21 protein-coding genes are annotated in these 24,231 nt (G+C 57.7%); 14 read left to right on the forward strand and 7 right to left on the reverse strand.

From position 1 onward, the window contains the following. Positions 1 to 2: 2 nt before the first annotated feature. From FDQ92_RS10665 to FDQ92_RS10735, 14 genes are all read left to right on the forward strand, one after another. Positions 3 to 812, forward strand: a complete 810-nt coding sequence (locus FDQ92_RS10665; RefSeq protein ID WP_170180304.1) for a DUF4198 domain-containing protein — start codon at positions 3 to 5, stop codon at positions 810 to 812. 44 nt (positions 813 to 856) lie between these two features. Next, entirely contained in the window at positions 857 to 2,671 is a 1,815-nt protein-coding gene (locus tag FDQ92_RS10670; protein ID WP_137424872.1) for a TonB-dependent receptor plug domain-containing protein, read from the forward strand. Positions 2,672 to 2,709: 38 nt separating this feature from the next. After that, positions 2,710 to 3,006 carry a DUF4491 family protein gene (locus tag FDQ92_RS10675; protein ID WP_137424873.1) on the forward strand — a complete coding sequence of 99 codons (297 nt, stop codon included), beginning with the start codon at positions 2,710 to 2,712 and terminating at the stop codon, positions 3,004 to 3,006. A gap of 921 nt (positions 3,007 to 3,927) precedes the next feature. After that, entirely contained in the window at positions 3,928 to 4,065 is a 138-nt protein-coding gene (locus FDQ92_RS15520; protein WP_211341246.1) for a FeoA family protein, read from the forward strand. 81 nt (positions 4,066 to 4,146) lie between these two features. Next, positions 4,147 to 6,621, forward strand: coding sequence for a ferrous iron transport protein B (gene feoB, locus FDQ92_RS10685; RefSeq protein ID WP_137424874.1), 2,475 nt, complete (start codon positions 4,147 to 4,149; stop codon positions 6,619 to 6,621). A 19-nt stretch (positions 6,622 to 6,640) separates the two neighbouring features. Further along, positions 6,641 to 6,961, forward strand: coding sequence for a hypothetical protein (locus FDQ92_RS10690; RefSeq protein ID WP_211341247.1), 321 nt, complete (start codon positions 6,641 to 6,643; stop codon positions 6,959 to 6,961). 152 nt (positions 6,962 to 7,113) lie between these two features. Next, positions 7,114 to 7,911: a DUF4198 domain-containing protein gene (locus FDQ92_RS10695; protein ID WP_137424875.1), complete on the forward strand. Its 798-nt coding sequence runs from the start codon at positions 7,114 to 7,116 to the stop codon at positions 7,909 to 7,911. Positions 7,912 to 8,106: 195 nt separating this feature from the next. Continuing rightward, positions 8,107 to 10,350 (forward strand): heavy metal translocating P-type ATPase, encoded by a 2,244-nt coding sequence (locus FDQ92_RS10700; RefSeq protein WP_137424876.1) that lies wholly within the window; start codon positions 8,107 to 8,109, stop codon positions 10,348 to 10,350. Then, complete coding sequence (locus tag FDQ92_RS10705; RefSeq protein ID WP_137424877.1) at positions 10,347 to 10,685, forward strand: hypothetical protein; 339 nt, start codon at positions 10,347 to 10,349, stop codon at positions 10,683 to 10,685. Before FDQ92_RS10700 ends, FDQ92_RS10705 begins: the two co-directional genes overlap by 4 nt. Positions 10,686 to 11,645: 960 nt before the next feature. Then, complete coding sequence (locus FDQ92_RS10710; protein WP_137424878.1) at positions 11,646 to 11,930, forward strand: hypothetical protein; 285 nt, start codon at positions 11,646 to 11,648, stop codon at positions 11,928 to 11,930. A 57-nt stretch (positions 11,931 to 11,987) separates the two neighbouring features. Continuing rightward, the gene (locus tag FDQ92_RS10715; protein ID WP_137424879.1) at positions 11,988 to 12,374 is read left to right on the forward strand and encodes a magnetosome protein MamC family protein; all 387 of its coding nucleotides are present in this window, start codon (positions 11,988 to 11,990) and stop codon (positions 12,372 to 12,374) included. A gap of 99 nt (positions 12,375 to 12,473) precedes the next feature. Beyond that, the gene (locus tag FDQ92_RS10720; protein ID WP_137424880.1) at positions 12,474 to 12,908 is read left to right on the forward strand and encodes a YtxH domain-containing protein; all 435 of its coding nucleotides are present in this window, start codon (positions 12,474 to 12,476) and stop codon (positions 12,906 to 12,908) included. A 765-nt stretch (positions 12,909 to 13,673) separates the two neighbouring features. Then, positions 13,674 to 15,854: a heavy metal translocating P-type ATPase gene (locus FDQ92_RS10730; RefSeq protein WP_137424882.1), complete on the forward strand. Its 2,181-nt coding sequence runs from the start codon at positions 13,674 to 13,676 to the stop codon at positions 15,852 to 15,854. Beyond that, complete coding sequence (locus FDQ92_RS10735) at positions 15,851 to 16,573, forward strand: FeoA family protein (RefSeq protein ID WP_137424883.1); 723 nt, start codon at positions 15,851 to 15,853, stop codon at positions 16,571 to 16,573. The genes FDQ92_RS10730 and FDQ92_RS10735 overlap by 4 nt, the downstream gene beginning before the upstream one ends. Positions 16,574 to 17,181: 608 nt before the next feature. Here the strand turns inward: FDQ92_RS10735 and purM are convergent. From purM to FDQ92_RS10770, 7 genes are all read right to left on the reverse strand, one after another. Beyond that, positions 17,182 to 18,225, reverse strand: a complete 1,044-nt coding sequence (purM, locus tag FDQ92_RS10740; RefSeq protein ID WP_137424884.1) for a phosphoribosylformylglycinamidine cyclo-ligase — start codon at positions 18,223 to 18,225, stop codon at positions 17,182 to 17,184. A gap of 676 nt (positions 18,226 to 18,901) precedes the next feature. After that, positions 18,902 to 20,263, reverse strand: a complete 1,362-nt coding sequence (locus FDQ92_RS10745) for an NAD(P)/FAD-dependent oxidoreductase (protein ID WP_246041673.1) — start codon at positions 20,261 to 20,263, stop codon at positions 18,902 to 18,904. Positions 20,264 to 20,278: 15 nt separating this feature from the next. Further along, positions 20,279 to 20,962, reverse strand: coding sequence for a CBS and ACT domain-containing protein (locus FDQ92_RS10750; protein WP_137424886.1), 684 nt, complete (start codon positions 20,960 to 20,962; stop codon positions 20,279 to 20,281). A gap of 81 nt (positions 20,963 to 21,043) precedes the next feature. Next, positions 21,044 to 21,994 carry a histone deacetylase family protein gene (locus FDQ92_RS10755; RefSeq protein WP_137424887.1) on the reverse strand — a complete coding sequence of 317 codons (951 nt, stop codon included), beginning with the start codon at positions 21,992 to 21,994 and terminating at the stop codon, positions 21,044 to 21,046. 71 nt (positions 21,995 to 22,065) lie between these two features. Further along, complete coding sequence (locus FDQ92_RS10760) at positions 22,066 to 22,281, reverse strand: DUF4405 domain-containing protein (RefSeq protein WP_137424888.1); 216 nt, start codon at positions 22,279 to 22,281, stop codon at positions 22,066 to 22,068. 33 nt (positions 22,282 to 22,314) lie between these two features. After that, entirely contained in the window at positions 22,315 to 22,956 is a 642-nt protein-coding gene (locus FDQ92_RS10765; protein ID WP_246041675.1) for a DNA integrity scanning protein DisA nucleotide-binding domain protein, read from the reverse strand. 385 nt (positions 22,957 to 23,341) lie between these two features. After that, complete coding sequence (locus FDQ92_RS10770) at positions 23,342 to 24,133, reverse strand: 4Fe-4S dicluster domain-containing protein (protein ID WP_137424889.1); 792 nt, start codon at positions 24,131 to 24,133, stop codon at positions 23,342 to 23,344. Positions 24,134 to 24,231: the final 98 nt, after the last annotated feature.

The following is a 24,231-nucleotide window of genomic DNA, read 5'->3' on the forward strand; positions in this document are numbered from 1 at the left end:
CAATGAAGAAATTACTGCACGTAGTAAGGGCGGCAATCCTGATTGCGATCCTGCCGTCGGCGGGTTTCGCCCATGTCATCTGGATCAACGCGACAGACTTTTCCCCCGCTTTCCATCAGAAATTCGGCGCCGCGACGAAGATTTACTTCGGTTACGGTCACCGATATCCGGTGGATGACTTTCTGCCGGCCGACCATCTGTCGGAATTCGTCCTGATCGGCCCCGACGGCGGGAAGAACTCCGTCGAGCTCGATAACAAAGCCGGTTTTCTGGAAACGAGGATTACGTTCAAGCAACCGGGTCAATACATCGTTGCCGCGTCCCTGCGTCCGGGTTTTTACACGATGTACACGGCCGGCGACGAAATCCGCCACAAGCTCGGTCCCAAAAGCGGCCTGGAGGCGGTCATTGTCAGCCAGTACTTCGAACAATACACAAAGAGCCTGATCAACGTCGGCGAGGCAACCGGTGAATCATTCCTCAGTCCTGTCGGCCACCGCATGGAAATCGTCCCGCTGAGCAATCCGTACAGCCTGAGAGGAAACTTGGGAGACACGATGGACGTCAAGGTGCTGTTAGATGGAAAACCGGCTAAATTCTGCGATGTTTTTGCGACGTACAACGGATTTTCCAACACGGACGACTTTGCCTTCGCCACCAAGACCGACGCAAACGGCATCGCCAATATCCGCCTTACCCACTGGGGGAACTGGCTTGTCAAGGCAACGATGAAGGTTCCGCCGACCGCGGAAATGCGCGATCAATGCAACGACATGCACTATACGGCGACACTGACTTTCGAGATTGATTAGTTTCCATTTACGAACGCATCGTTTTTAGATGAAAGAGAAAAACAATGGCAAAAGTTATTTTGATTGGATTTGTATTGTGCATATTTACCTCGATTTTTGCAATTACTTTCTTTGCACAGGCGCAGGAAGCGGTAGAACTCGAGAAAACGGTGGTTACAGCCACCAAGACCGAGCACACCTTGGGTGATGTGCCGGTGGCAGCCGAGGTGATTACCAAAGAGGAGATTAAGGCGAAAAATATCAAGACCGTTCAGGATGCCCTGAAGTATATCAGTGGAATAAAAATAGATAAAAACTGTGGTGAATGGGGGGGTAAGGGAAAGGTGGAAATTCAGGGTCTCAGTGCAAATTACACCCTCATTTTAGTAGATGGTCAAAGATATCATGGTGGCCATGGAGAAGGGGTTGATTTGCAATCTATTCCCATAGAGATGATTGAAAGGATAGAGATTGTAAAAGGACCTGCCTCTGCCCTCTATGGGAGTGATGCCTTAGGTGGAGTGATCAACATCATTACCAAATCCGCCCCGGAAAAACCGAGTTTTACTGCATCAACTTCCTTTGGTACCCGACATACACAGGTTCATGAAGCAACCGGTGGCATTAAAGCCGCTGGATTCGGGACATTCTTGAATTATACCAGGAGAGAATCGGAGGGCATTGAAGCCGAATTTGATGAGTATGAAGAGGATATCTTTCAGGGAACCCTCCAGTATGACTTTACACCACAATCGCAGTTGATCGTGAAGCCCTATTATTCCGAGCATAGAATGGAATATGAGGATAGAACCCAAAAAAGATCCGGCCTCAATACTTTATGGGAATGGAGACCTGATGACCTATCAAAATTCAACCTAAGGGGTTCCTGGTTCAACTATGAGCATTACACCGGTGACAGAGTATCGGACTGGGATGATGACAATTACGAAGTAGAGATAAATTACAGCCGATCAATCTTGGGTAGGCACATCATAACCGGTGGGTACCACTATCAAGGAGAGGAGATAGATGATGAGGGCAAAGGATATGATGCTGACCAGACCTTAAACAGCTTCTTTCTCCAGGACGAGATCGATCTTTCTCCTTTTGTGCTTGTCTTAGGCCTTAGGGTGGATGACCACGATGAATGGGGAACCGAGACAAATCCCAAAGCAAGCCTGATGTATAAAGTAAGCGACGCCTTTAAATTGAGGGCATCCGTGGGCCGAGCCTTCAGGGCCCCTGACCTGGTCAAACTTTATGGGGGCTGGAGGATGGGCCCCTATATGGTTCAGCCGAATCCGGATCTGGATCCTGAGACCTCCATCGGCTACCAGGTAGGGGGGGAGTATCAGTTTTCAAAAGACTATTTAGCCAAGGTATCCCTCTTCAGAAATGAGGTTGCGGATATGATAAGTCATCGAATTGTAAGGAAGGGGCGTCCTCCATGGGATATGTACTGGGAAAACATTGATGAAGCAGCCACCCAGGGGGTAGAAGTAGATCTGGTCGCTCGTTTAATAGACAATCTAACCGCAAAACTGGCCTATACTTATCTGGACACGGAAGACGAGGAAACAAATAAAGAACTCATCGAGAGAGCAAATCACAAGGTCGATATTGAGTTAAATTGGAAGATTCTTGAATTCGGTTTGAACCTAAATCTTGCAGGTCAATACGTGGCGAGAAGATACGAAGACGAGGAAAACACAAAAAGATTGGGCGGCTACAGCACATGGGATCTTGCCTTAACCAAGGATATTACAAAATACGCAGAGACCTTTGTCAGGATAGATAATATCTTCGGTAAGGACAATATCGTGGATGAATATGACATAGATGGCACTGAATTTCTGGGTGGTTTGAAGATAACGTTTTAATAAGCAATCTATGGAGAAAAAAATGAAGAAGGGGGAAAATGAACCTTTTTGGTCTGATCATGGGTGCCGTGACGGTATTGGCGATTGGCTTTTGTCATATACTTGTCATGAAGGGTGAGTATTATTGGGGAATTCGGTGGTGGCCGGCACTCCTCTTTGGAGGCTCTTTTCTCATTTTGGTTTCACTTCTGATAGACGATACATTTCTGTGCGGCGGTTTCGGCATTTTAGGATTTTCCCTCTTGTGGAGCATATATGAACTTTTTAAACAAAAGGAGCGGGTCAAAAAAGGATGGTTCCCTAAAAATCCAAAAAGAAAGGACGATGATTTATGACAACTGACCTTGATTTTAAACTGATTAATGTAAAAGGGTGCGGATCTTTTAGAACGACATCCAGGGTGACCCTCTGAGGTAGATCCAGATGGCCTTGAAGCAGCGAGCGCATCAGCTCCGTTTCCCCTCGTTCCCAAGCTGGAGCTTGGGAACAAGGTGGAAGGTACAGCTTGGGAACAAGGTCAAAAAATCCCCCTCTCCCTTGATGGGAGAGGGCTGGGGGTGAGGGTGAAGAAATTAACGTATGTCAATCAGTTACATTCCCCTCCCCTTAATCCCCTCCCACAAGGGGAGGGGAAATAGAATTCCCCTCGTTCGCAAGCTCTGGCGTGGGAGCGGCCTCATGGGAATCGAAGCTGGAGCTTCTGCACAGTTGTGTTCCCAAGCTGGAGCTTGGGAACAAGGTGGGAAAATCGGCATTCTCGGACAGGCTCCTAGTCGGTGGTGCAGCAGGAATACTTCCAGAATTTTCGCGCTCTCAGCAATAGCGCGATTTGTTACAATAATTATGTCAAGGAGCCGCGACAATCAGCAAGACTGGATGCCGTTGGCCGCCTGAAGGCGGTAAAATTTTGGACTGTCGAGACACGTAGAAAGTCCGAAAACACTCCTTCTGCCAATTTATGCTCAATGAGTTCAATGTGTTACGGTAACGACGACAGCACCAACCTGGAGTGCCCGCCAACGCCGGCCCCCGTGATCATTCTGTGGGCGTTAAAATTCGGCTTGACAAGACTACAGGATCGAGTATTTTAGAGTTGTTTGTTGGGTAGAGGTATCTATCTCTAGTAGCAAGTCCTTACGGCCTTTGGCCTGCCCGGCGCGAAGGAAGTGAAGGCGCAACCGGCGGTTATCTCCGTCTAAGGTTGCGCCTTTTTTGTTCAAGGGCCGCTATGCGGCGTTCATCGATGAGGAGGAGCCATGACCCTGGACGAACTCAAACCCGGCAGCCTGTGCTATGTCAAGCGCCTGGCCGCCCGCGACCACCTCGGACAACGCCTGATGGACATGGGACTTTACCCGGGGCTCTATTTGCGGGTGGTCCGCAACGCCCCCTGAAAGATCCCATGGAGGTGGAAATCGAAGGCCGTTTCCTCAGCCTGCGGCACGCCGAGGCCCGGTTCGTGGAGGTAGAAGGACGTGACCGATAAAAAGATCCTCGTGGCCCTGGCCGGCCAGCCCAACTGCGGCAAGTCCACCGTCTTCAACGCCCTGACCGGCGCCAGCCAGCACGTGGCCAACTACCCCGGGGTCACGGTTGACAAAATGTCCGGCCGCTACCGCTACGACGGCCGCACGGTGGAGGTGGTGGATCTGCCGGGCACCTACAGCCTGACCTCCTATTCGCCCGAGGAGCGGGTCTCGCGTGATTTTATCCTGCACGAAAAGCCCTCGCTGGTGGTCAACGTCACCGACGCTTCCAACCTCAAGCGCAGTCTTTATCTCACCTTTCAACTGCTGGAGATGGAAATTCCGCTGGTGCTCAACCTGAACATGATGGACGTGGCCAACCGGCTGGGGGTGGTCATCGATACCGAAGGGCTGGCGGAACACCTGGGAGTGGCGGTGGTGCCGACGAGCATGAGAGACGGAACGGGCAAGAAGGCCCTCATGCACGCCGTGGACGCCGCCGCCGCTGCGGCCGGAGGTAGCCGAAAAACGGCGGTGCGTATCGACTATGGGGAGATGGAACCTTTTTTGCGGGATATCGAAAAAAGGTTGGCCGATGAAACCACCCTGCCAGCCTTCTATCCGTCCCGCTGGGTGGCCATCAAGTTGATGGAAGGCGACAGCGAGGTACAACGCTTGGTGCGCGCCGACAGCCCGCGCGCGGAGCATCTGCTGCGCTTCGTCGAACGGCTGCGCAACGATTTCGAGGATCGTGTCGGCGAAGCTCCCGAGCTGTTCATCGCCCACCGGCGTTACCGCGAAGCCGACGATATCGAGCGTCGCTATGTAACACCGGGCCGACAGGGAGTGGGCACTCTTTCGGATCGCATCGACAGGGTGGTTTGCCACCGGCTTCTCGGTCCCATCGTTCTCGTGGGGGTCATCTGGCTCCTCTACTATCTGTCCATCGTTCAAGGATATCGCATTACCAACTACACCTGGCCACTGCTGGCAAAGATTCGTTCTCTGGCGGAAGCCGTCACTCCCCAGCCGGGCTTCATCGAAATCCCCATGTTGCGGGCTCTGGTGCTCTGGTTCGTCGACAGCGTCAACGCCCTTTTAAACTACATCCCGATCTTCTTCATCCTCTTCGGGCTCATCGCCATCCTCGAGGACAGCGGCTACATGCCACGCATGGCCTTCATCATGGACAGGCTCTTTTCCCGCTACGGCCTGCACGGTCAGTCGACCCTGCCCATGGTCCTGGGAGGCATCTACGTCGGCGGCTGCGCCGTGCCAGGGGTCATGGCCTGCAAGGGAATCCCGGACGAGCGTTCGCGCCTGGCCACCATCCTGATCATCCCGCTGCTCAACTGCCTGGCCAAGGTGCCCCTCTACGTGCTGCTGATCAACATCTACTTCGCCGCCCACAAGGCCTGGGCGATGTTTTTCATCTCCACCATCAGCCTGCTGATGGTGCTGCCGATCTCGCGCATCCTGACCATGACGGTGCTGCGGGACAAGGAGACGGCGCCCTTCGTCATGGAAATGCCCCCCTACCACCTGCCCACGGTGCGCGGGGTGTTGGGCCGGGCGGTGGAACGGGTCTGGCTCTTCATCCGCAAGATCACCACCATCGTGGCGGCGGTGGCCGTGGTGATCTTCGTCCTACTGCAGTTTCCTGGAATCGACGACGAACGTATGGCCTACTACGAGACCCGTAAGGAAAAGGCGATCGCCGTCTTCCAGGAAAAAATCAGCAAGGTCCCCTACGCCGCCGAACTCCAGGGCCACAACCTCATGGCCCTGGTGCGCTACTGGGACGACTACAAGGGCGACAAGATGCTTGTCAGGGGAAGGGAGGCGATGGACGCCCTGAACGCCGAATACGAAAAGCGCAATCCGCTCTTTTTCAAGATCGTTCAGCCCGGGGCGGACAAGGACGCCAAGACGATCAACCGGGCTTTCAAGGGTCTGTACCGGGAGCGCCAGGCGCTTCTGCGGGAGATGCGCAAGGAGAGAATCGACAAGAGTTTTCTCGGCCGCCTGGGCCGATGGCTGGAGCCGGCCACCCGTTTCGCGGGCTTCAACTGGCGCGTCAACGTCGCCTTGCTCAGCGCCTTCGCCGCCAAGGAGAGCAGCGTGGCGACCCTCGGCGCGCTCTACGAACCCGAAGAACGGGGCGAAGCCCTGGAAACGCGCATGGCTCGGGGCGAGGAGGGGTTCACCCCCTTGCACGCCCTGGCGCTGATGCTCTTCATGGTGCTCTACCCACCGTGCCTGGCCACTTCCATCGCCGTCAAGCTCCAGTCGGGTTCCGTTAAATGGATGCTCTTTTCGATGTTCTACCCGATGGCGCTGGGGCTGATCGTGGCGGTGGCGGTTTTCTCCGGCGGCAGCGCCCTCGGGCTTACCGGGCTCCAGGCCATGATCGTCTTCTACGGCCTGGCACTCGGCTTTACGATCTTCATGGGCATTTACAAACAGCAACCGCAATTCAATTAGCAGAAGGGAGGTACATGTCATGCAACACGGCAAGTTTCTGGTCATCGGCATTATGGTTCTGGCGCTCGCCTGGGCTGCCCCGGCCCTGGCCCACACGCCCCTGTGCGCCTGCTACGACAACGGCGACGGAACGGTCACCTGCGAGGGCGGCTTTTCCGACGGCTCATCGGCCGCCGGGGTAGCGATGCGCGTGGAGGCCGGCGGCAAGGTCGTGATTCAAGGCAAGATGGACGAGAACAGCGAGTTCAGCTTCAAGAAGCCCGCGGGCGACTACAAGGTCGTCTTCGACGCCGGCGAGGGGCACAGGATCGAGATCGAGGGGAAAGACATTCTGGAGTGAGCTGAGGTTAAGAGTGACTAAAGTGAAGGACGCGCTTTCGCGCGGGCTGTCTAATTGAAATGCGGAGCGTAGCGACACCTCAACTTTAGACACTTTAGCTCACTCGAAACTCGTAACTAAAACATTCAGGTTTAAGAAAGGAGCATTTCATCATGCGGAAAATCGTCGTTGCGGCAACAATTCTGTCTCTCCTTCTGGCTACGCCGGCGTTGGCCCACTTTCAGATGATTTACACCCCCGAGTCGGCGCTGGTACAGGGGAGCGAAATCAGTCTGGACCTGGTGTTCACCCATCCCTTCGAAGCCGGCCATACGATGGATATGGGGCAACCGGAGCAGTTTTTCGTCGTGCGCAAGGGAAAGAAAACCGATCTTCTACCCACCCTCAAACCGATGGTCTGGACCAGCTTGACCAATAGCGGAGCGGCCTACGAAACCACTTTCAAGCTGCGGGGCATGGGCGACAACGCCTTCTGCCTGGTGCCGGCCCCCTATTACGAAAAGCAAGAAGACATCTATATCCAACAGATCACTAAACTAATTGTGAACACCGGCGGGTTCCCCACTGACTGGGATGCCCCGGTGGGCCTGCCGGCCGAGATCGTGCCCTTGGACAAGCCCTACGCCCTGTGGACCGGCAACGTCTTTCGCGGGGTCGTGTTGAGTGACGGCAAGCCGGTGCCCAACGCCGAGATCGAAGTCGAGTACCTCAACCACGCCCCGCTGCCGGAGAAGAACGCCTTTGCCAAAGAGGCTGAAGTCGAGGCGCCCCAGGACGCCTTCGTCACCATGGGCATCCGTGCCAACGCCGACGGGGAGTTCGTCTTCGGCATCCCTCGGGCCGGCTGGTGGGGCTTTTGCGCGCTCGGCGTGGGACCTGCCAAGACGTTCGAGGGCAAGGAGCTGTCCCAGGACGCGGTGATCTGGGTCCAGGCTCGGGATATGAAATAGCTCTGCTTCAGCAATTTCCGGAGCAGATCGCTTTGGGTACAGAGTGGGCAAGAAAAGAGGGCCGTCGGATTTGCGAAAACGAGATCCTCCATGGCTCGTTTTTTCGAGCACTTACAGAGGCTCCGGAAATTGCTGTTCAAGTCTTTACAGCGGCTCTGGGAATTGCTGACTGAAAACGATCCTTAAGGAATTGGAATGACCGCCATGAATACGGGTTCGGAGAAGTTCAGGGTCAAGAGCCGCATCCCCGGACGCCTGCGCCTGAGGGTGCCGGCCATTCGGTTCTCTAAGGAGCGCGCCGACGCTCTGCAGGCCTGGCTTTCCTCGCACCCAAGTGTCGTGAGCGCTGAGGCCAGGCCCAGGAGCGCCAGCGTCATTTTGTTCTTTGATCCTCATCATATGGAAGCCAGTGTTATCCTGGATATTGTGTCCAGTGCCCTGTCTGGAGTTCTCCATGGTCCTTTGGACAGGGTCTCCTTGTCCGGGCACACCGCGTGCGGCCTGGACTGCAAGGTCTGCCATCCGATACCGAGGACCTTGAAGCGCCAGTCTCTGAAGGGGCGGTTGGTGGAAGTGGTGGCTATCACCGCCTTTGTGGGCTACACCCTCATCCGCCGGTTGCTTTTCAAATCGCCCCTGGCGCAGGGTCCTTTTTCCATTGTCGCAGGCGTCGCGCTGATCGCGGCCATTCCCCTGTTCCGACATGCCCTGGAAGATCTCAGGCAGGGAAAGGCCATGAGTCTCTTTCCCTTTCTGGCCGGCACCTGCGTCCTCGCGATTGCGATGGGGGAGGCCATGACCGCCCTGGAGGTGATCTGGATCCTGCGCGTGGGTATGCTACTGGAAGACTATGTGGCCGAGCAGTCCCGCCGGGCCATCAGCGAGATCCTCCAGGTAGCGACAAAAGACACCTATATCCTCGTGGACGGGGTGGAGGTCCAAGTCCCGGTGGATCAGGTTCAGAAGGGAGATCTCCTCATCGTTCACACCGGCGAAAAGATCCCTGTGGATGGGATAGTGGAGCGTGGAGAAGCCCTTGTGGACGAGGCCCATATCACCGGAAGGGCCGAGCCGGAGCTTCGCAGTACCGGGGACCGGGTCTTTGCCGGGACCATCGTTCAGAAAGGGGTCATTGTTGTTTCAGCGGAAAAGGTGGGGGACGATACCTATCTCTGCCGCATTCTCCACATGGTGGAAGACGCCATCGAAAACCGCGCCCCGGCTGAAAAACAGGCGGATGTTCTGGCTGGGCGTCTCTTCCGGCTCGGCGCCTTCGCCACCGTAACGACGCTCCTGCTGACCGCAGATCCCCTTCGCGCCTTCACCGTCATGCTGGTGATGGCCTGTCCCTGCGCCACGGTCCTGGCCGCATCCACGGCCGTGAGCGCAGCCCTGGCCAACGCGGCGCGCAACCGCATTCTGATCAAAGGCGGTCTGCATCTCGAGACAGTGGGCAAGGCCGACTGCTTCTGCTTTGACAAGACGGGCACCATTACGGCCGAGGTCCCCGAGGTGATCGAGGTGATTCCACGGGCGCCTGGACAGACCGAGGTCCAGGTCTTGGCCACGGCCGCCATTGCCGAGATCCACAATGAGCATCCCATGGCCAAGGCTGTGCTTTACGCGGCCAAGCGCCGGGACATTGAACCTGCACCCCATGCCGAATGTGAATTTGTCCTGGGTCGCGGCGTTACGGCCAGGACCAACGGGGACGTCATTCTGGTGGGGAACGACCGGTTCATGAAGGAGCATCAAATACCTCTAACGTGTTTCAATGCCCGATCGGATGAGCGGATTGGGCAGGGAAACACGGTCCTCTATGTGGCTAAAAACGGGAAGCTCCAGGGGATGATCGTGGTGGCCAATGGGGTAAAGCCCAATGCAAAGGCCGTTCTGGACTGGCTCCGGAAAGACGGCGTGTCATCGCTCTATCTTGTCACCGGAGACACCCAGCCGGTGGCGGAAGCGATTGCTCAGTCCATGAGTTTTGACGATTACCGCGCGAATCTGCTTCCTGAAGACAAGGCCTCTTATGTGGAGCGGCTCGAACAGGGCGGCAAACGGGTGGTGATGATCGGCGACGGCGTCAATGACGCCCTGGCCCTGTCCAAGGCCACGGTGGGCGTGGCCATGGGGGCCGGAGGGGCCGAGGTGGCCATCGAGGCGGCCGATATCGCCCTGGTGGACAGTGAACTGGAGCATCTGGTTACGCTGCGGCAACTCAGCCATAAGACCCTGAGGACCATCGAGCAGAACTACTATCTCGCGACCTCTACCAATGTTCTGGGGGTTGTCCTGGGCGCAGCAGGATGGCTGACCCCTGTCATGGCCGGCATGCTCCATATCGTGCATACATTGGGGATTCTGCTCAATTCGTCTCGACTGTTGAACTGGAAAGCGCCCGGGTTGCCCCAAAATCGCGAGAAGGAAAATGGATGAGAGAAATTGAAGGCATGAATAATGAGAAAATTATTGCGGGTCTTATGAGCATTGTGCCGCATGCGGTCATCGCCCATCATATTCCGGGCCGGATCCGGCTCAAGATCTCCCTTGAGGGCGTCAAGACCCTCAACGGCAAGATGGATGCCCACGATCCCCTGCGGGTTCCCGGCATCCTGAGCACACGGATCAACAGGTTCGCTCGATCCATCGTCATCGATTACGAGGAGAAAAGGATACCGTATGACCTGTGGGAGCGTCTTGGTCAGATCAAGGAACGGCCTGAAGCGGGTGCCGATGTGGGTGAAGCAGTTCAGGGCGGTGCTGGCCAATGAAGGCTGAGGCGGCTTAACAGCCAAACGCCCAAGACACTGAAAAGCTCAAAGCTGAAAGCCGAAACGAATTATCGGTTGTCAGGGCTCGAATCAAATCAATGACCACTGAATGGCTACTGAATGGCTACTGAATGACCAAGTGGTCTGATCACCGATCATCTGAGCCCCAGCAACTCATTGAAAGGGCAAAAACGCCAAACAAGAGAGGAGACCATAATGGAAGGAAACACAGGAATGGAACCACAACATGGTGGGCGGATGAACGGTCCGCCTGCGGACGGCCAGGCCGGAACCGCGGCCATGGCCGGCGCCCAGGGAGGACAACCCCTCCCTGCCCAGGGTCAACCACAGATGGGAGGGCCCATGATGAGCGTGGGAGGCGCCGGGAATCCCCCCGGCCAGGGGGGCGGCACCGAGGAGTCCTGCTCATGCAGCGAACATGAACCCCAGGCGCCTGCCGGATCGGGGCAGGGTTCTGTCCCTCCAGGTCCATCGGGCACCACAGGCACATATCCAGGGGCCATGGGCTCTCCAGGCATGAACCCGGGGTTCACGGGGCCTGCAGGCATGCAGCCGGGGTCCACGAGATCTTCCGGGGCTCCCGGCATGAACCCGGGGTCTGCGGACATGAATGCGGGTCAGTCTGGATCGCAGGGAGCCTGGCATCCTGGCAACCCGCCCTATTCACCGGGCGCAATGGGAAATCCCGGACCTTCTGCGGGACCGTTTTCCCAGCCGGGTCAGGCACCATGGTCCTTCCCGGGCCCTGCGCAGATGGGACCGCAACCGGGGGCCTATCCGGGCCAGGGACCAGAGCCCCCGTTTCCACCCCACTATACGGCAGGTCACAATCAACCAGCGCATCAACCCTGGAGCCATCCTGCTTCCGGCCCACAGGGATTCGGGCCGTCCACAGCCCCTCATATGGGCCATGCGGCTCCTGTACAGGGAATCGGCTACATGGGCGCGGACGCCCCTCATATCCACCATGACGAAAACCGCTTCGGTCAGATGGCCGACATGGTGGGGCGGTTTCTGAAGGGTGAGGCCACCACTGCGGATATGGTCAACGGCCTGTTCAGCCTCAACTTTCGGGACGACCAGTTCTGGAAGGGGGCGCTGCTGGGGGCCGTGGCTGTACTCATTTTTAACAGTGATGCGGTTCATCAGGGCTTAGGCAAGCTCTTCAGGAGCAAATCTTCAGATGCCGATGCAGCGAGTGCGGCCGCTGAGAAGACCGCCTAGAAGAAATCAAAATAGACAGAGAGACGCGTTTCGTCTTGATATGAAAAGGAGATCACCATGCCAAATCATTTCCATCACCCCCATGCGCTTCAGCAGTCTTCCTATGCCGCGGCGGCCCCATCCGCTTATATGGCCCCCAATTACTATGTATCCGCGGGCATCCTCGGGATGGTCGTAGGCGGTAGTGCAGCGCTTGCCTCAAACCTGCACAAGGTTCAGGACAAGGAAATGACGATGAGAGAGGCCTTTGTGGACAGCCTTGCCAAAGGCGCCGGCGCTGGGGTCGCCACAGCCGCCGCCACTGCCGTGGTTTCATCGGTCCGCCTGGGCTCGTTCGGGTCCTTCGTCCTGATGTTGGCCACGGCTACGGGTGTGGGCTATGTATTGAATTCTGTTGGAGAGTCTGTTTCCGAAAAGGCCTTGGGGGCCGCAAAGAAAAAATAGCCAAGAACATTTTGGAATTTAGGAATTGTGCAATTCCTCGGTTCGTTAAAAAAACAACCCGGTGGAGCATGTTTCACACTGAAAGAAAGGAAGGATCTTATGTCAGCACATCATCATCCGGATTATTCAAGCCCCGGCATTCACCCGGGGTCACCGGAAGCACCGATGCACCAGCCTGTCGCCTATGACGGGGGTGTTTACCATCAGGCTGCAGGACCGGGGCCGCTGCCTTATGGCGTCTATGGACAAATTGACGGGTATCCGGGCGTGGGTTATGCGGCCGCAAGCTATCCCCAGGCACAGCCATACCCTTCAACCACCTTTCTTGGCCTCAATTTTCGAGACCAGCAATTCTGGAAAGGGGCCGTCCTGGGCGCCGCTGTTACCCTGCTTTTGACCAGCGAGACCATGCAAAAGGGAATCATAAGAGGCGTTGCCAAAATGTATGGGGCGGTCCAGGGCGGCATTCAGGAGATCAAGGAGAAATTTGAGGACGTTCAGGCGGAACTGCACCGGGAAAGCGAAAAGAAATAGGCGGAGAACCATGGATAAGGCTGCGGTAAAGGAGCTCACTAAATCAGGGATGGTCGTCTCCCTCGGTGTCCTTGCCTGGACGGCCCTGGGAAAAGGGCGCCGCAACTGGACCCTGCACACCTGGGCCGGCATTGCCCTGGTAGGGTTTTCCGTGTGGCACTACAATACGTACCAGCCGCATGGAAAAAGGCATTTATCACACAGAAAGGAGTAGGATTATGCCAATGCCGTTTTTTTCCCGTCCGATCGGATGGTTGATTCTTGGCACCGTAGGGTACCTGATTTACAGGTCCGGGAAGAAAGCGGGAGAAAAAAAGGTGGAAGACGGGGATGAGAGCAAGCCGGTGAAACAGAAAGACGCGTAGCTGTCTTTTTTTCGTCCGCTTATCGATCGAAGGGCCAGGGCGCCCGCCGTATGGTGAGGGTCAAGGCTCCGTACGAGCGCCCAGAGATGTCTTTTACTTTTTTTTGAGGCAATCGGTTGCAGTGCACCCAAGCGTGCCCCTACCATGCGCAGGCATCCGGGCTCTCGTTCCCAAGCTCCGGCACCCAAGGTCTGGTTCCCAAGCTCCGGCACCCAAGGTCTGGTTCCCAAGCTCCGGCACCCAAGGTCTGGTTCCCAAGCTCCGGCTTGGGAACCTCTTTGTTCGGGGAAGCTCCGGCTTCCCATCCTTTGCGCGAACAGTTGCTCATGGTTCAATACAGACCGATCACCGACTGTCTGAAACCTGAAACCGTCATAGGGCAGGGACAGGATGAAAGGCCATGACAGAGGGAGACCACCCGCCAAAACACCGGCTGCAAGTCGTTCACGATATACCGGGCCGAATCCGGATTCGCAGCCCATATTTGGGTGATCCGTTTGTGGACACCCGTTACCTGGAGGCCTTCCTCCAGGCGGTTCCCGGCATAGAAAGTGTTCGGTTGAACAAACCGGCCGCCTGCGTGGCGGTTCGTTATGATGACGGCGCCGGCACCCGAAAGAAGATTCTCGATGTCTTGGAATGTCCTCCCGGGGAGATCCATTGCCAAACGTACGATTTTTCCCATCCCCCGGACCTGACCAAGACCATCCGGGTGGCCTTGTCTCTTATTCTTGTGCCGTTCTTGCCTATGCGCCTTCGGGCGCTCCTGACCTGGTTCACGGCGCTGCCGATTCTGGTCAAGGGCGCGGACGCCATCCTCAACGAAGGGGTTACGGTCGAGGTCCTGGATGCCGGGGCTGTTACGTTTACCCTGATGCGGCGGGACTACTTCTCATCCAACGCCATTGTGCTGTTGTTGACCTTCGGGGATTATTTGCAGGAACTCACGGAATACAAATCCAACCGCCTCCTCTTGAGCCTCTACAAACAGGAGGTCGAATGGGTATGGGTTGAAGTGGGCGGCGTAGAGACACGGTTTCCCGTGGACGAGGTAAAGGTGGGAGATATCGTCGTTTGCGGCCACGGGGAACTCATTCCCGTGGACGGGGTGGTGGTGGAAGGGGCCGCTGCCATCAATGCCAGTTCCATCACGGGAGAACCCCTGCCTGTGGATGCGACGCCGGGTACCGAGGTGTTTTCGGGGACGGTGATCGAAGAGGGCCGCATCAAGATCAGGGCCGTACGGGTCGGCTCCGAATCCACTACGGCCAAGATCAGCCAGTATATTGAAAAATCGCTCAAGAACAAATCTCGGGTGCAGACCGAGTCGGAAACCATGGCCAACCGTCTGGTGCCTCTGACCTTCGGGATGGGCCTTGGCATCTTTGCCGTCACCGGAGATATCCGGCGTGCCTCGGCCGCCCTGACCGTGGACTATTCCTGCGCCCTGAAACTGTGCAGTCCGGTCGCGGTCAAGACCGGCATGAACTCGGCCGCTCAGGGGGGTCTGGTGATCAAGGGCGCCTCAGCGTTGGAGGCCTTTTCAAAGGTCGATACCTTTGTGTTTGACAAGACCGGCACCCTCACCCAGGGGTCTCCGGAGGTGACGGACATTGTCTCTTTCGGTGAATGCAGCCAAAACGAGGTGCTGGCCCTGGCCGCCTCCGCGGAAGCGCACTACAAGCACCCGATTGCCTCGGCTATTGCGACGGCTTCAAAACAACGGGGCGTGCCGCTTATTGAGGCCGGGGAATGTGATTTTATCGTTGCACATGGGGTTTCCGCTTTTGTGGCTTCCCACGAGGTGTTAGTGGGAAACCGTCATTTTGTGGCTGAAGACGAGGGGATTGATTGCAGCATGGGCGAGGAAAGCGCCAGGGCGCTCCACGCCGAAGGAAAATCGACCCTTTATGTTGCAAAGGACGGCGAATTGGCCGGATTAATCGCCATTCGTGACGTGATTCGGCCCGAGGCGAATGCGGCCCTTTGGCGATTGAAATCCCTGGGAATAAAGCATCTGGTGGTTCTTACCGGCGATCAGAAAGAAGCGGCCGAGGCCGTCAAACGGGCGCTGCCCATCACAGAGATTCACTGGAATCTACTGCCCGAGGAAAAGGCCGTCATCCTTGAAAGGCTCAAGGCCGAAGGCCGTTCCATCGCCTTTGTCGGCGACGGCGTCAACGATGCGCCGGCCCTGATTCGAGCCGATGTGGGGGTTTCCATGCCCGGCGGCGCGGACCTGGCCAGGCAAACGGCCCAGGTGCTGCTCTTGAGGGAGGACCTGATGACGCTTCCCTTTGCCCGGGAGATTTCCCAGCGCGTCATGAGCGTTTTGCGAAACAACTTTCGTTTGACCGTGGGAATCAATAGTGCCGTGTTGCTGATGGCGCTCACGGGCCTTGCGTCTCCATTGGCCGCAGCGATCCTTCACAACGGCACTACCATTGGACTTCTGACCTATGCCATGCGCGCCACCACGCTGCGGCCCCAAGGGGAATCAGAAGAATTTCATGCAATGCCGCTGATGCGAGCCAATGGGGGATTCGTAAACCCGGACGCGCTTTTGAACGGAGAACGATGATGGTGAACCTTGAAGAAGCCGATCCAGGAAATGTTTTGCGGGTTGTGCGTGTTGAGAGCAGCCATCTGGCGCACGACCTGTATCGCATTGGTCTCGAGCCGGGAAGCAAACTGATCAAGTTCCCAAAGGATGAAATTAAACGGCGCTCGGTACGCGTCGCGTGTCCCGATGGAAACCATCGGGTTCTGGGCGGCGGCATGAGCGCCAAGATCGTTGTAGAGAGACCCGATGGTTCCAAGACGCCGCTGTCGCAGATGAAACCCAAGGAGCAGGGCAAGATCATTGCCCTCACCGGAGGCCCCGGGTTTCGGGATACCCTGAAAACCCTCGGTTTTTCCATCGGGGACACGATTCGTCTCATGCGTTTGCTGCCCCCCATGGAATATATTGCAGTGGTGGACAAACACAAGCACGTCCACCTTCAGGAAGGGATCGCCTCCAAGATATGGGGCGTTTCAGAGGGCGCTGAAAGGCAGTTTACGTCCGCCGGGAAACGAAAGGACTTCGAGGTCACGAAGCTCTTGGGAGGCGCCAGGGCCAGGGGCTATCTGGAAAACCTCCATATTGGCCCGGGCACAAACCTGGTTCTTATCGACATTGAGCCGAGCAAGCCCATTGCCTTCGGCCCTCAGGATCATCTCGCCATCGAGACCATGGATGGCCTCCGCATTCATCTCGGACCTAATGAAGCCAGGGCAGTCTTTGTGGAAAAAGTGTAGGTATCCCTCTTTACCTATGATGATTGGATATTCATCCCAGGGCAAATTATCGCACAAGGTGGAGGGCGGGAAAGGAAGTGAGTGGTTATGGATGAAAGATACATTCCGCTGAACCCCCGCGTCGATTACATCTTTGTATCCCCCAGGATAACGGTGGACCAGGCCCGGGTGCTGCCCCATATGCATCAAGCCAAGGCAGCGGGCACGAGGAGTCAGTCCCTGGGAGCGCGGGGGTCTCGCCGGCAGAAAATGCCATGGGCCTATGAGTTGCGGGCGTCTCGCCCGCGCTTCCAGGTTGTTGCCCACCTGATTGTGGGGTCATGCGCTTAGTACAGCTCTACACAATTAAGTGGCTACTATGCAGCAGTCTTCGGTGGGGTGAACATAAGCCATGATGTTTGCTACAGACTCGGTAGTCCAGTTAAAGGAAGGGTGCAGATCTTTTTCCCACGTTCCCAAGCTCCGGCTTGGGAACAAGGTAGAAGGTGGAAGGTGGCGCATTGTAGCAGCGGCGTCCCCGCCGTGATGAACCAACCCGAATGCTCCGCCCCGCTCCGTCGGCCCGACGACGGGCCTCCTACAGCGATCGGGATCGCCGGTGAGTCCGATCAGGCCATCCGGATCGGTGGAGCCCCCGGTTCCCTGGCGACGATTTCTCCAATCGCGTAAGACGGATAACCCATGCCGGTGAGCCTTCCCGCCACTTCCTCCGAGTGCTCTTCCTTGACCACCAGGACGTATCCGATGCCGCAGTTGAAGACGCGAAACATTTCTTCTTCGGAGATGTTCCCCTTTTCCTGGAGAAACCGGAAAATGGGCGGAATCGGCCAGGAATCCCGGCGAATGACGGCCTGGCAGGTTTGCGGCAGAATCCGTGGGATGTTGTCGAAAAAGCCTCCCCCGGTGATGTGGGCCATGCCGGCGATATCGAACTGCCTGAGGATTTTCAGTACGGGTTCCACGTAAATGCGGGTGGGTTCCAGCAGTTCTTCGCCGACCGTACGGGCGCATTCTGGAAGGAAGGTGTCGGGGGGCAGCTTCAGCTCATCGATCACCACGCGGCGCACCAGGCTGTAACCGTTGGAATGAAGGCCGCTCGAGGCGATCCCCACGATCCGGTTTCCTACACGGATGGTGGATCCGTCAATGATGTTGGGGTTGTCCACGATACCGACGGCGAAGCCGGCGAGGTCGTATTCGTGTTCGCCGTAAAAGCCGGGCATTTCCGCCGTTTCGCCTCCTATGAGCGAGCAGTTGGCTTCCTTGCAGCCGGAGACGACGCCTCGGATGATCGCTTCCACCCGGTCCAGGTCCATCTTCCCCACCGCCAGGTAGTCGAGGAAAAAAAGCGGACGCGCCCCTTGGACGACGATGTCGTTCACGCACATGGCTACGAGGTCGATCCCCACCGTGTCGTGTTTTCCCGTCCAGAAAGCGATCTTGAGCTTGGTGCCGACGCCGTCGGTGGAAGCCACCAGGACGGGATTCTTGAGCCCCGAACAGTCCAAGGAATAAAGGCCTCCGAATCCTCCGATATCTGTGATGACGGCACCATGGAAGGTGCTCCGGGCCAGCGGCTGTATGCGCTCGACCAGTTTGTTGGCCTTGTCGAGATCGACGCCTGATTCCTGGTAGCGGGAATGGTGGGGCATGAAGGTCGCTTCCTCTCCATCAGTGGGTGACGGTTCAGAACTCTCGGGTGTTGGGGGCCGGGCCATAAGAGGTTGTCCAAAAACAAGTTCACGAAAGTCGGGCCCTGAGGTTCCTTGTTTCTGCAGGAGCGGACTTGGCCGCGATCGGGATCGCCGACAAGCCGGCTCCTACGGTGCATGAGTCGTTGTAGGAGCGGCGTCCTCACCGCGATGAAGAAAGGTTCCGCGGTCAATCCACCAAATTAATATATTCTATGCGGAAGAGACAGTTGCTGTCAATCTGGGCGAAGGGATTTCGCAGGCGAAGGGAAAAGTCGGGGAACGCCGGCATTTTCCGTGTGCGCGCCGGGAAGCGGAAGGTGGTGCAAAATGGGGAGGGTTGAAGGGGGTGCGATGATGCCTCCTGGAGGGTCAAGGGGCATCCCCCATAAGCGCTAAGTTATTTTGTAAACATCCACGGGTTGCATTTGTGCCATTGGACTGTTTTTTTAAAGATGAACGTCGAACATCGAACATTCCACCTTGTTCCCAAGCTCCAGCTTGGGAACGAGGGGAAACGAAGCTGATGCGCCTGCTGCTTCAAGGCCATCTGGATGTACCTCGGAGGGTCACTCTGGTAGCCTTTCTTCATCTTTTCCCATTCATCATTCAACGTTCGATGTTCGATGTTCAATGTTCAATGTTCAACTGTGGGTTTTCCGAGACGCGCGGCGATGGCGCGGGCGGCCAGGATGCCGCTGGCCGACGCCTGAAGCAGCCCGCGGGTGATGCCGGCGCCGTCTCCGATGGCGAAGAGATTTGCCACCTCGGTTTCCATCTCCCGAGAAACGTGGATGCGGTTCGAGTAAAATTTGACTTCCACGCCGTAAAGGAGGGTATGGCGGGAGGCGACGCCGGGGGCCAGCTTGTCCAGCGTCTGAAGCATTTCGATGATGCTCACCAGGTGGCGGTAAGGGAGGACGAAGCTCAAGTCGCCGGGGGTGGCGTCTTGAAGTGTGGGGCGGGTTAGGCACCGCAGGATCCGTTCCCGCGTGCTTCGCCGCCCGGCCAGCAGGTCTCCCAGCCGCTGTACGATGGCGCCCTTTCCCAAGAGGTTTGCCAGACGGGCGATGTAGAGCCCGTAGCCGATGGGGTCGTCGAAGGGTTCCGTAAACGCACTGCTCACCAGGATGGCGAAATTGGTGTTCTCGGTCCGGCGCTCCGCGAAGCTGTGACCGTTCACGGTGACGATATCGTCGACCGTTTCGATCACCACTTCGCCGAAGGGGTTCATGCAGAACGTTCGGACCTTATCATCGAAGGTCGTGGAGTAGTGGACGAGCTTGGCTTCGTAAGCGGTATCGGTGATTTCCCTCAGAACGGGTGCCGGCAGTTCGACGCGGACGCCCAGATCCACGGGGCTCGCCATGGTTTTGAGCCCCAGGGCTGCGGCTTCCTTTTTCATCCAGCCCGCCCCCGAGCGGCCCGGAGCCGCCACCACGAACCGACCCGACACGGTATCGCCGTCGGTCAGCCGAACCCCGCGGGCCTTTCCTCCTTCTGCCAGGATGCTGTTCACGCGGCACCCGTGGCGGACGTCGACCCGGCCTTCCAGGGAACGTCTCAGGCGATCGAGAACCACGCGGCAGTTTTCCGTTCCGATGTGACGAATGCGCATGGGGATGAGCAGGAGGTCGGCCAGGCGGGCTCGATCGGCGAGTTCTTCGGTTCTTGGCGACGCATCTCCGAAGATGCGATCGGGCGCGCCGTGTTCCACGTAAACGCGATCGGCGGCTTCCAGGATTTGCTGGAGGGATCGCCAGTCCATGAATTCGTTCAGAAACCCGCCGACTTCCGGCGAGATGGTGAGTTTGCCGTCGCTGTAGGCGCCCGCGCCTCCCCAGCCGCAAAGCATGTCGCGGCTGCGGGCACGATCCCTTTGAGCCAGTTCTTTTCCCTGTTCCAGGATGAGGACCGGGCCCACGCCGCATCGCGACAGCGTGAGCGCAGTGAAAATGCCGGCCGGACCAGCGCCGATCACGATGACCTCATAGTCCATCCGCATCCTCTCCCCTCAATCTTTTCGGTTCCGCTTTTCGACGTCCAGGTACCATTCCAGCGGATCGAGGAGCGTGTAGCCCTTTTCCTTGAAGCGGCGCTTCAAGGGGCCGACGTTGATGCTGAATACGTACGGAAAGACGGCCCGTTTTCCGGGTTCCCAATACCTTGCCACCAGGATGCTTCCGATGGAAATGCGTTCTTCGTAGATGGTGTCCACGATCTGCTTCATCTGGCCGAGCTTGTCTTCCACCACGATGCAAAGGAGGGTGCCGGGTTCTCCGATGCCGAGGACGCTGACAAACGACCGCAGCAGGTCCTTCACGGTGACAATGCCGACAAGTTTCTGGGCTTCATCCACCACGGGGAGGCAGCCGATTTCGTGCTTCAAGATAAGGAGCAGGGCGTCCTGGATGGTGTCCCGCACGGAAAGAAGGATCACGTTTTGGGTCATCACGTCTTCCACGCGGAAACGCTCCAGTTTGGCTCGTTCCTCGGGGCTCCCGGTCTGGTAGTAGAGGCTCGACGGCAGGGCCGTCCGCAGGTCCCGGTCGGTGATGACCCCGACCACGTGCTCTTCAGGGTCCACCACGGGAACGTGCTGAATGCGGTTGGCCTTCATGAATTCCCGGGCGTGGATGAGGCTGTCGCCGGGTTTCAGTGTGAAAACCTTTCGCGTCATGGATCTGCTGATAAACATGCGTGCTCCTGTTCGCTGAGTGACCGTCTGTGAAGAATGTCGAAACGCGTGCCGGTGGGGAAGGAGGGAGAACCGGCGGTTTCAATCTTCGAGTAATACGGACACGTGGTTCCGTGCCAGTTCGGGCAGGTGCTGGAGGCAGTAGCCGCCTTCCAGGATCGAAATCAGGCGGCCAGTGCAGAGCCGGTCCGCGACCTGTTTGATGATCCGTATGATCTGCGTGAACGCTTCGGTGGAAAGCTTGAGATCGGCCATGTCGTCATCGGCATGAGCGTCGAACCCGGTGGAAACGAGGATCACCTGGGGGAGGAACGCGTCAAGAAGCCTGGAAATCTCCGGCTTCATGAGTTCCAGGTACTCGGCGTCGCTGGTTCCGGGAATGACGGGCCGGTTCCGAGTAGTACCCCTTCCGGGTCCCTTGCCGATGTCGAATTCACGCCCGGTTCCCGGATAGGAAAAACTGGGATGCTCGTGAATGCTGTAATAGAAGACCGTGGGGTCGTCTTCGAAGATGAGTTGCGTGCCGTTTCCGTGATGGACGTCGAAGTCGATGATCCCCACCTTTTCGAGGCCCCAGCGTTCCTGGATGTAGCGGGCTGCAATGGCGATGTTGTTGAAGTAGCAAAAGCCCATGGCCCGGGTCGGTTCCGTATGGTGTCCGGGAGGGCGCACCGCGCAGAAGGCGTTGTCCAGGTCCCCGCGCATCACCAGGTCCACCGTTTCCAGGATGCCGCCCACCGCCAGCAGGGCCACGTGGAAGGTCTCCGGGCACATCTGGTTGTCGGGCGAGTCGAACTCACGGACGCCGTTCAGGCAGGCTTCTTGGAAGCGGTGGATGTACTCGCGCGGGTGCACCCGCTCGATCCATCGCTGCTCGGGTACGCTCGCGGTGATCCGGTGCACCTTTTCGAGCAGGCCGCCGGCGGCGATGCCCTGGTAGACGGCCTTCAGTCGCTCGGGGCATTCGGGATGGTAAGGCCCCGTGCGGTGGAGCAGGTATCTGTCGTCGTAGAGGAAGCCGGTGCGTCGCATGGATTCGTTCCGTGGGGGTGCGGCCGGGCGGTGGCGTCTTGCGGGTCGCTTCAGGTGCCGCCGAAGCATCCTCAGCGCCGGGGCTGAAGGAAGTTGGCCCGAACCCAGCTCCAGTTCAGCATCACGTGGATGGCGGCCGCAACGAGGAGCGCCACGCCTCCGCCGATGTGCAGTCCTTCGAAGAATTCCAGGTCGAAGGTGCTGTAGAGCAGTCCGCTTAGCGGCTGGTTGAGCAGGAGGACCGCCAGGACGGGGTTCAACAATTTGAGCGTCACCGTCTTGTTCATGACCTTTTTCTCCTGAAAGCCGTTGGATTTGATTTATTCCGCCTTGCTCACCACCGTCACGTCCGCCTCCGTCTCTTCCCGGTACGGCCCGGAAAGGTGCACACTGTAGCGGCTGAGGAGCCAGATTTCGGGAAGGATTTCCGAAATGAGTTCCCCTCGGTCGAAGACCCGAACCACGGAACTCTCCGAGACCACCACCGCCACGGCCTCTGTCTGCCGTGTGATGGAAGCGGCCGCCATATGGCGGCTTCCGAGACCCAGGGGGATCTGGATGTCTTCCGCGGAGGCGTTGAGATACCGGCATGCCGAAATCACGATGCCTTGACCGGAAACGACGAAGGCTCCGTCCAATTGAGCCAGTTCCTTGACCGTCTCCCGCATGTCGGGGCTTTCGATGGACTTAAGCGGATCCGGGTGCCCCAGGAGCGGGTCCAGGATGAGGTTCTTGGAGTTCCGCAGGACGCCTTCGGAATCCCCTACGACGAAGAGTGTGCCGATGCGGCGGCCTTCCCGTCCTTCCCGGGCGATTTCGACGGCCAGGGAAATCACCGCTTCCAGCACGTGAGGTTCCAGATCGCGCTGGGTGCGGCAGATCCTACGGCAAATCGATTCGAAGATGGAACAGGGCCGACTGCTGTGCCGGCCGGAACGTGTCGTCCAAGTGAATGCCATCATGCCACAAACTCCAGAGACTTGGGGTCAGGGAGGAGAAAAAAGACCTGGCGCCACTATAGCAAGGTGCGGCTCCGATTTGAAGCCCCTCGTCGGGGCGGTCACGGGACACGCTGAACGTTTTGTTCTCAGTGCATTGAATCTACACGGTTTTTGTGGCAGCAGCGGGCATTATGGGAGCGGCGCCCCCGCCGCGATGGGAGAGGCTAGAGTTTAGACATTAGACTTTACAGTCTACAGTCTAGACTTTAGACGTTAGCCGGGATGAGCCAACCCGAATGCCCGCCCCCCATCGGCCCGGGGGGGCGGGGCTCCTACAGGTGGCCCATTGCAGGAGCGGAGCGCTTGGTCGTCTTGGGCTGAGGGAAGGGGAAGGGGGCTGACGGGCCTACCGGGGGCCCGGCGGCAGGAGGCTTTCTTCTCCCAGTATGGTGAAGGGCGATTTGCCGTCGGGGAGGCCCGTCTTGTATGCGAAAATATCTTCCACCAGCTGGTTGACCCGCTTGTAGAGGGCGCGGAGCGGGATGTTGGCCGGGCAGGTTTCTTCGCACAAGCCGCAGTCGATGCAACGGCCCGCCATGTGGACGGCCCGCACCAGGTGGAAGGATGTATCCGGTGGGAGCTTTCCCGCCGGGATGAGTTCACTGTGTTCCAGGCTGCATTCCGTGCAGAAGCAGACGGGACACACGTCCCGGCAGCCGAAGCACCTGATGCACCGGTTGAAGTGGGTGAGCCACCACGAGAGGCGGTCCGTTTCCGGCATGGCCTCCAGTTCCTTTACCCGCCGGCTTTCCGTGACCGCTTCCACGGGTTCGCCGTAATCGACCGTGTCAGGATAGGGCTTCCAGCATTCACAGTAGCGCGCCAGATCTTCCGGACAGCATTGGCCCAGCACCACCACCTTTTCGGGATCGAGCTGATTCCACTTGAATAGTTCGTGAACGGCGCGTTCTTCGCAGCCGCGGACCAGCACCCCGAAGGTCTTTTCCGGATGCTGTCGGGCCTGCATCAACAGCAGCTTGGTCATGGGATAGCGCGCCTTGAACGGCGCCCAGCTTTCCAACTCGTCGGTGTTTTCTTTCGTGAAAAGATACGGAAAGGGGAGGCCGTGGATCGTTTTATAGGCCAAAAAGGCGTCCACGCGGCCTTCTTCCAGCAACTGTCGCACTTTGGTCTTCATGGGGGTTTATCCTGTCTGGGTTGAGCGCTCTGTCGGGTTTCGGCGATCGCGGGCAAGGCCGCTCCTACAGTGTAATGGAGGGGCAGGCAAGCCCGCTC

Source organism: Desulfoglaeba alkanexedens ALDC, assembly GCF_005377625.1.
GTDB lineage: Bacteria > Desulfobacterota > Syntrophobacteria > Syntrophobacterales > DSM-9756 > Desulfoglaeba > Desulfoglaeba alkanexedens.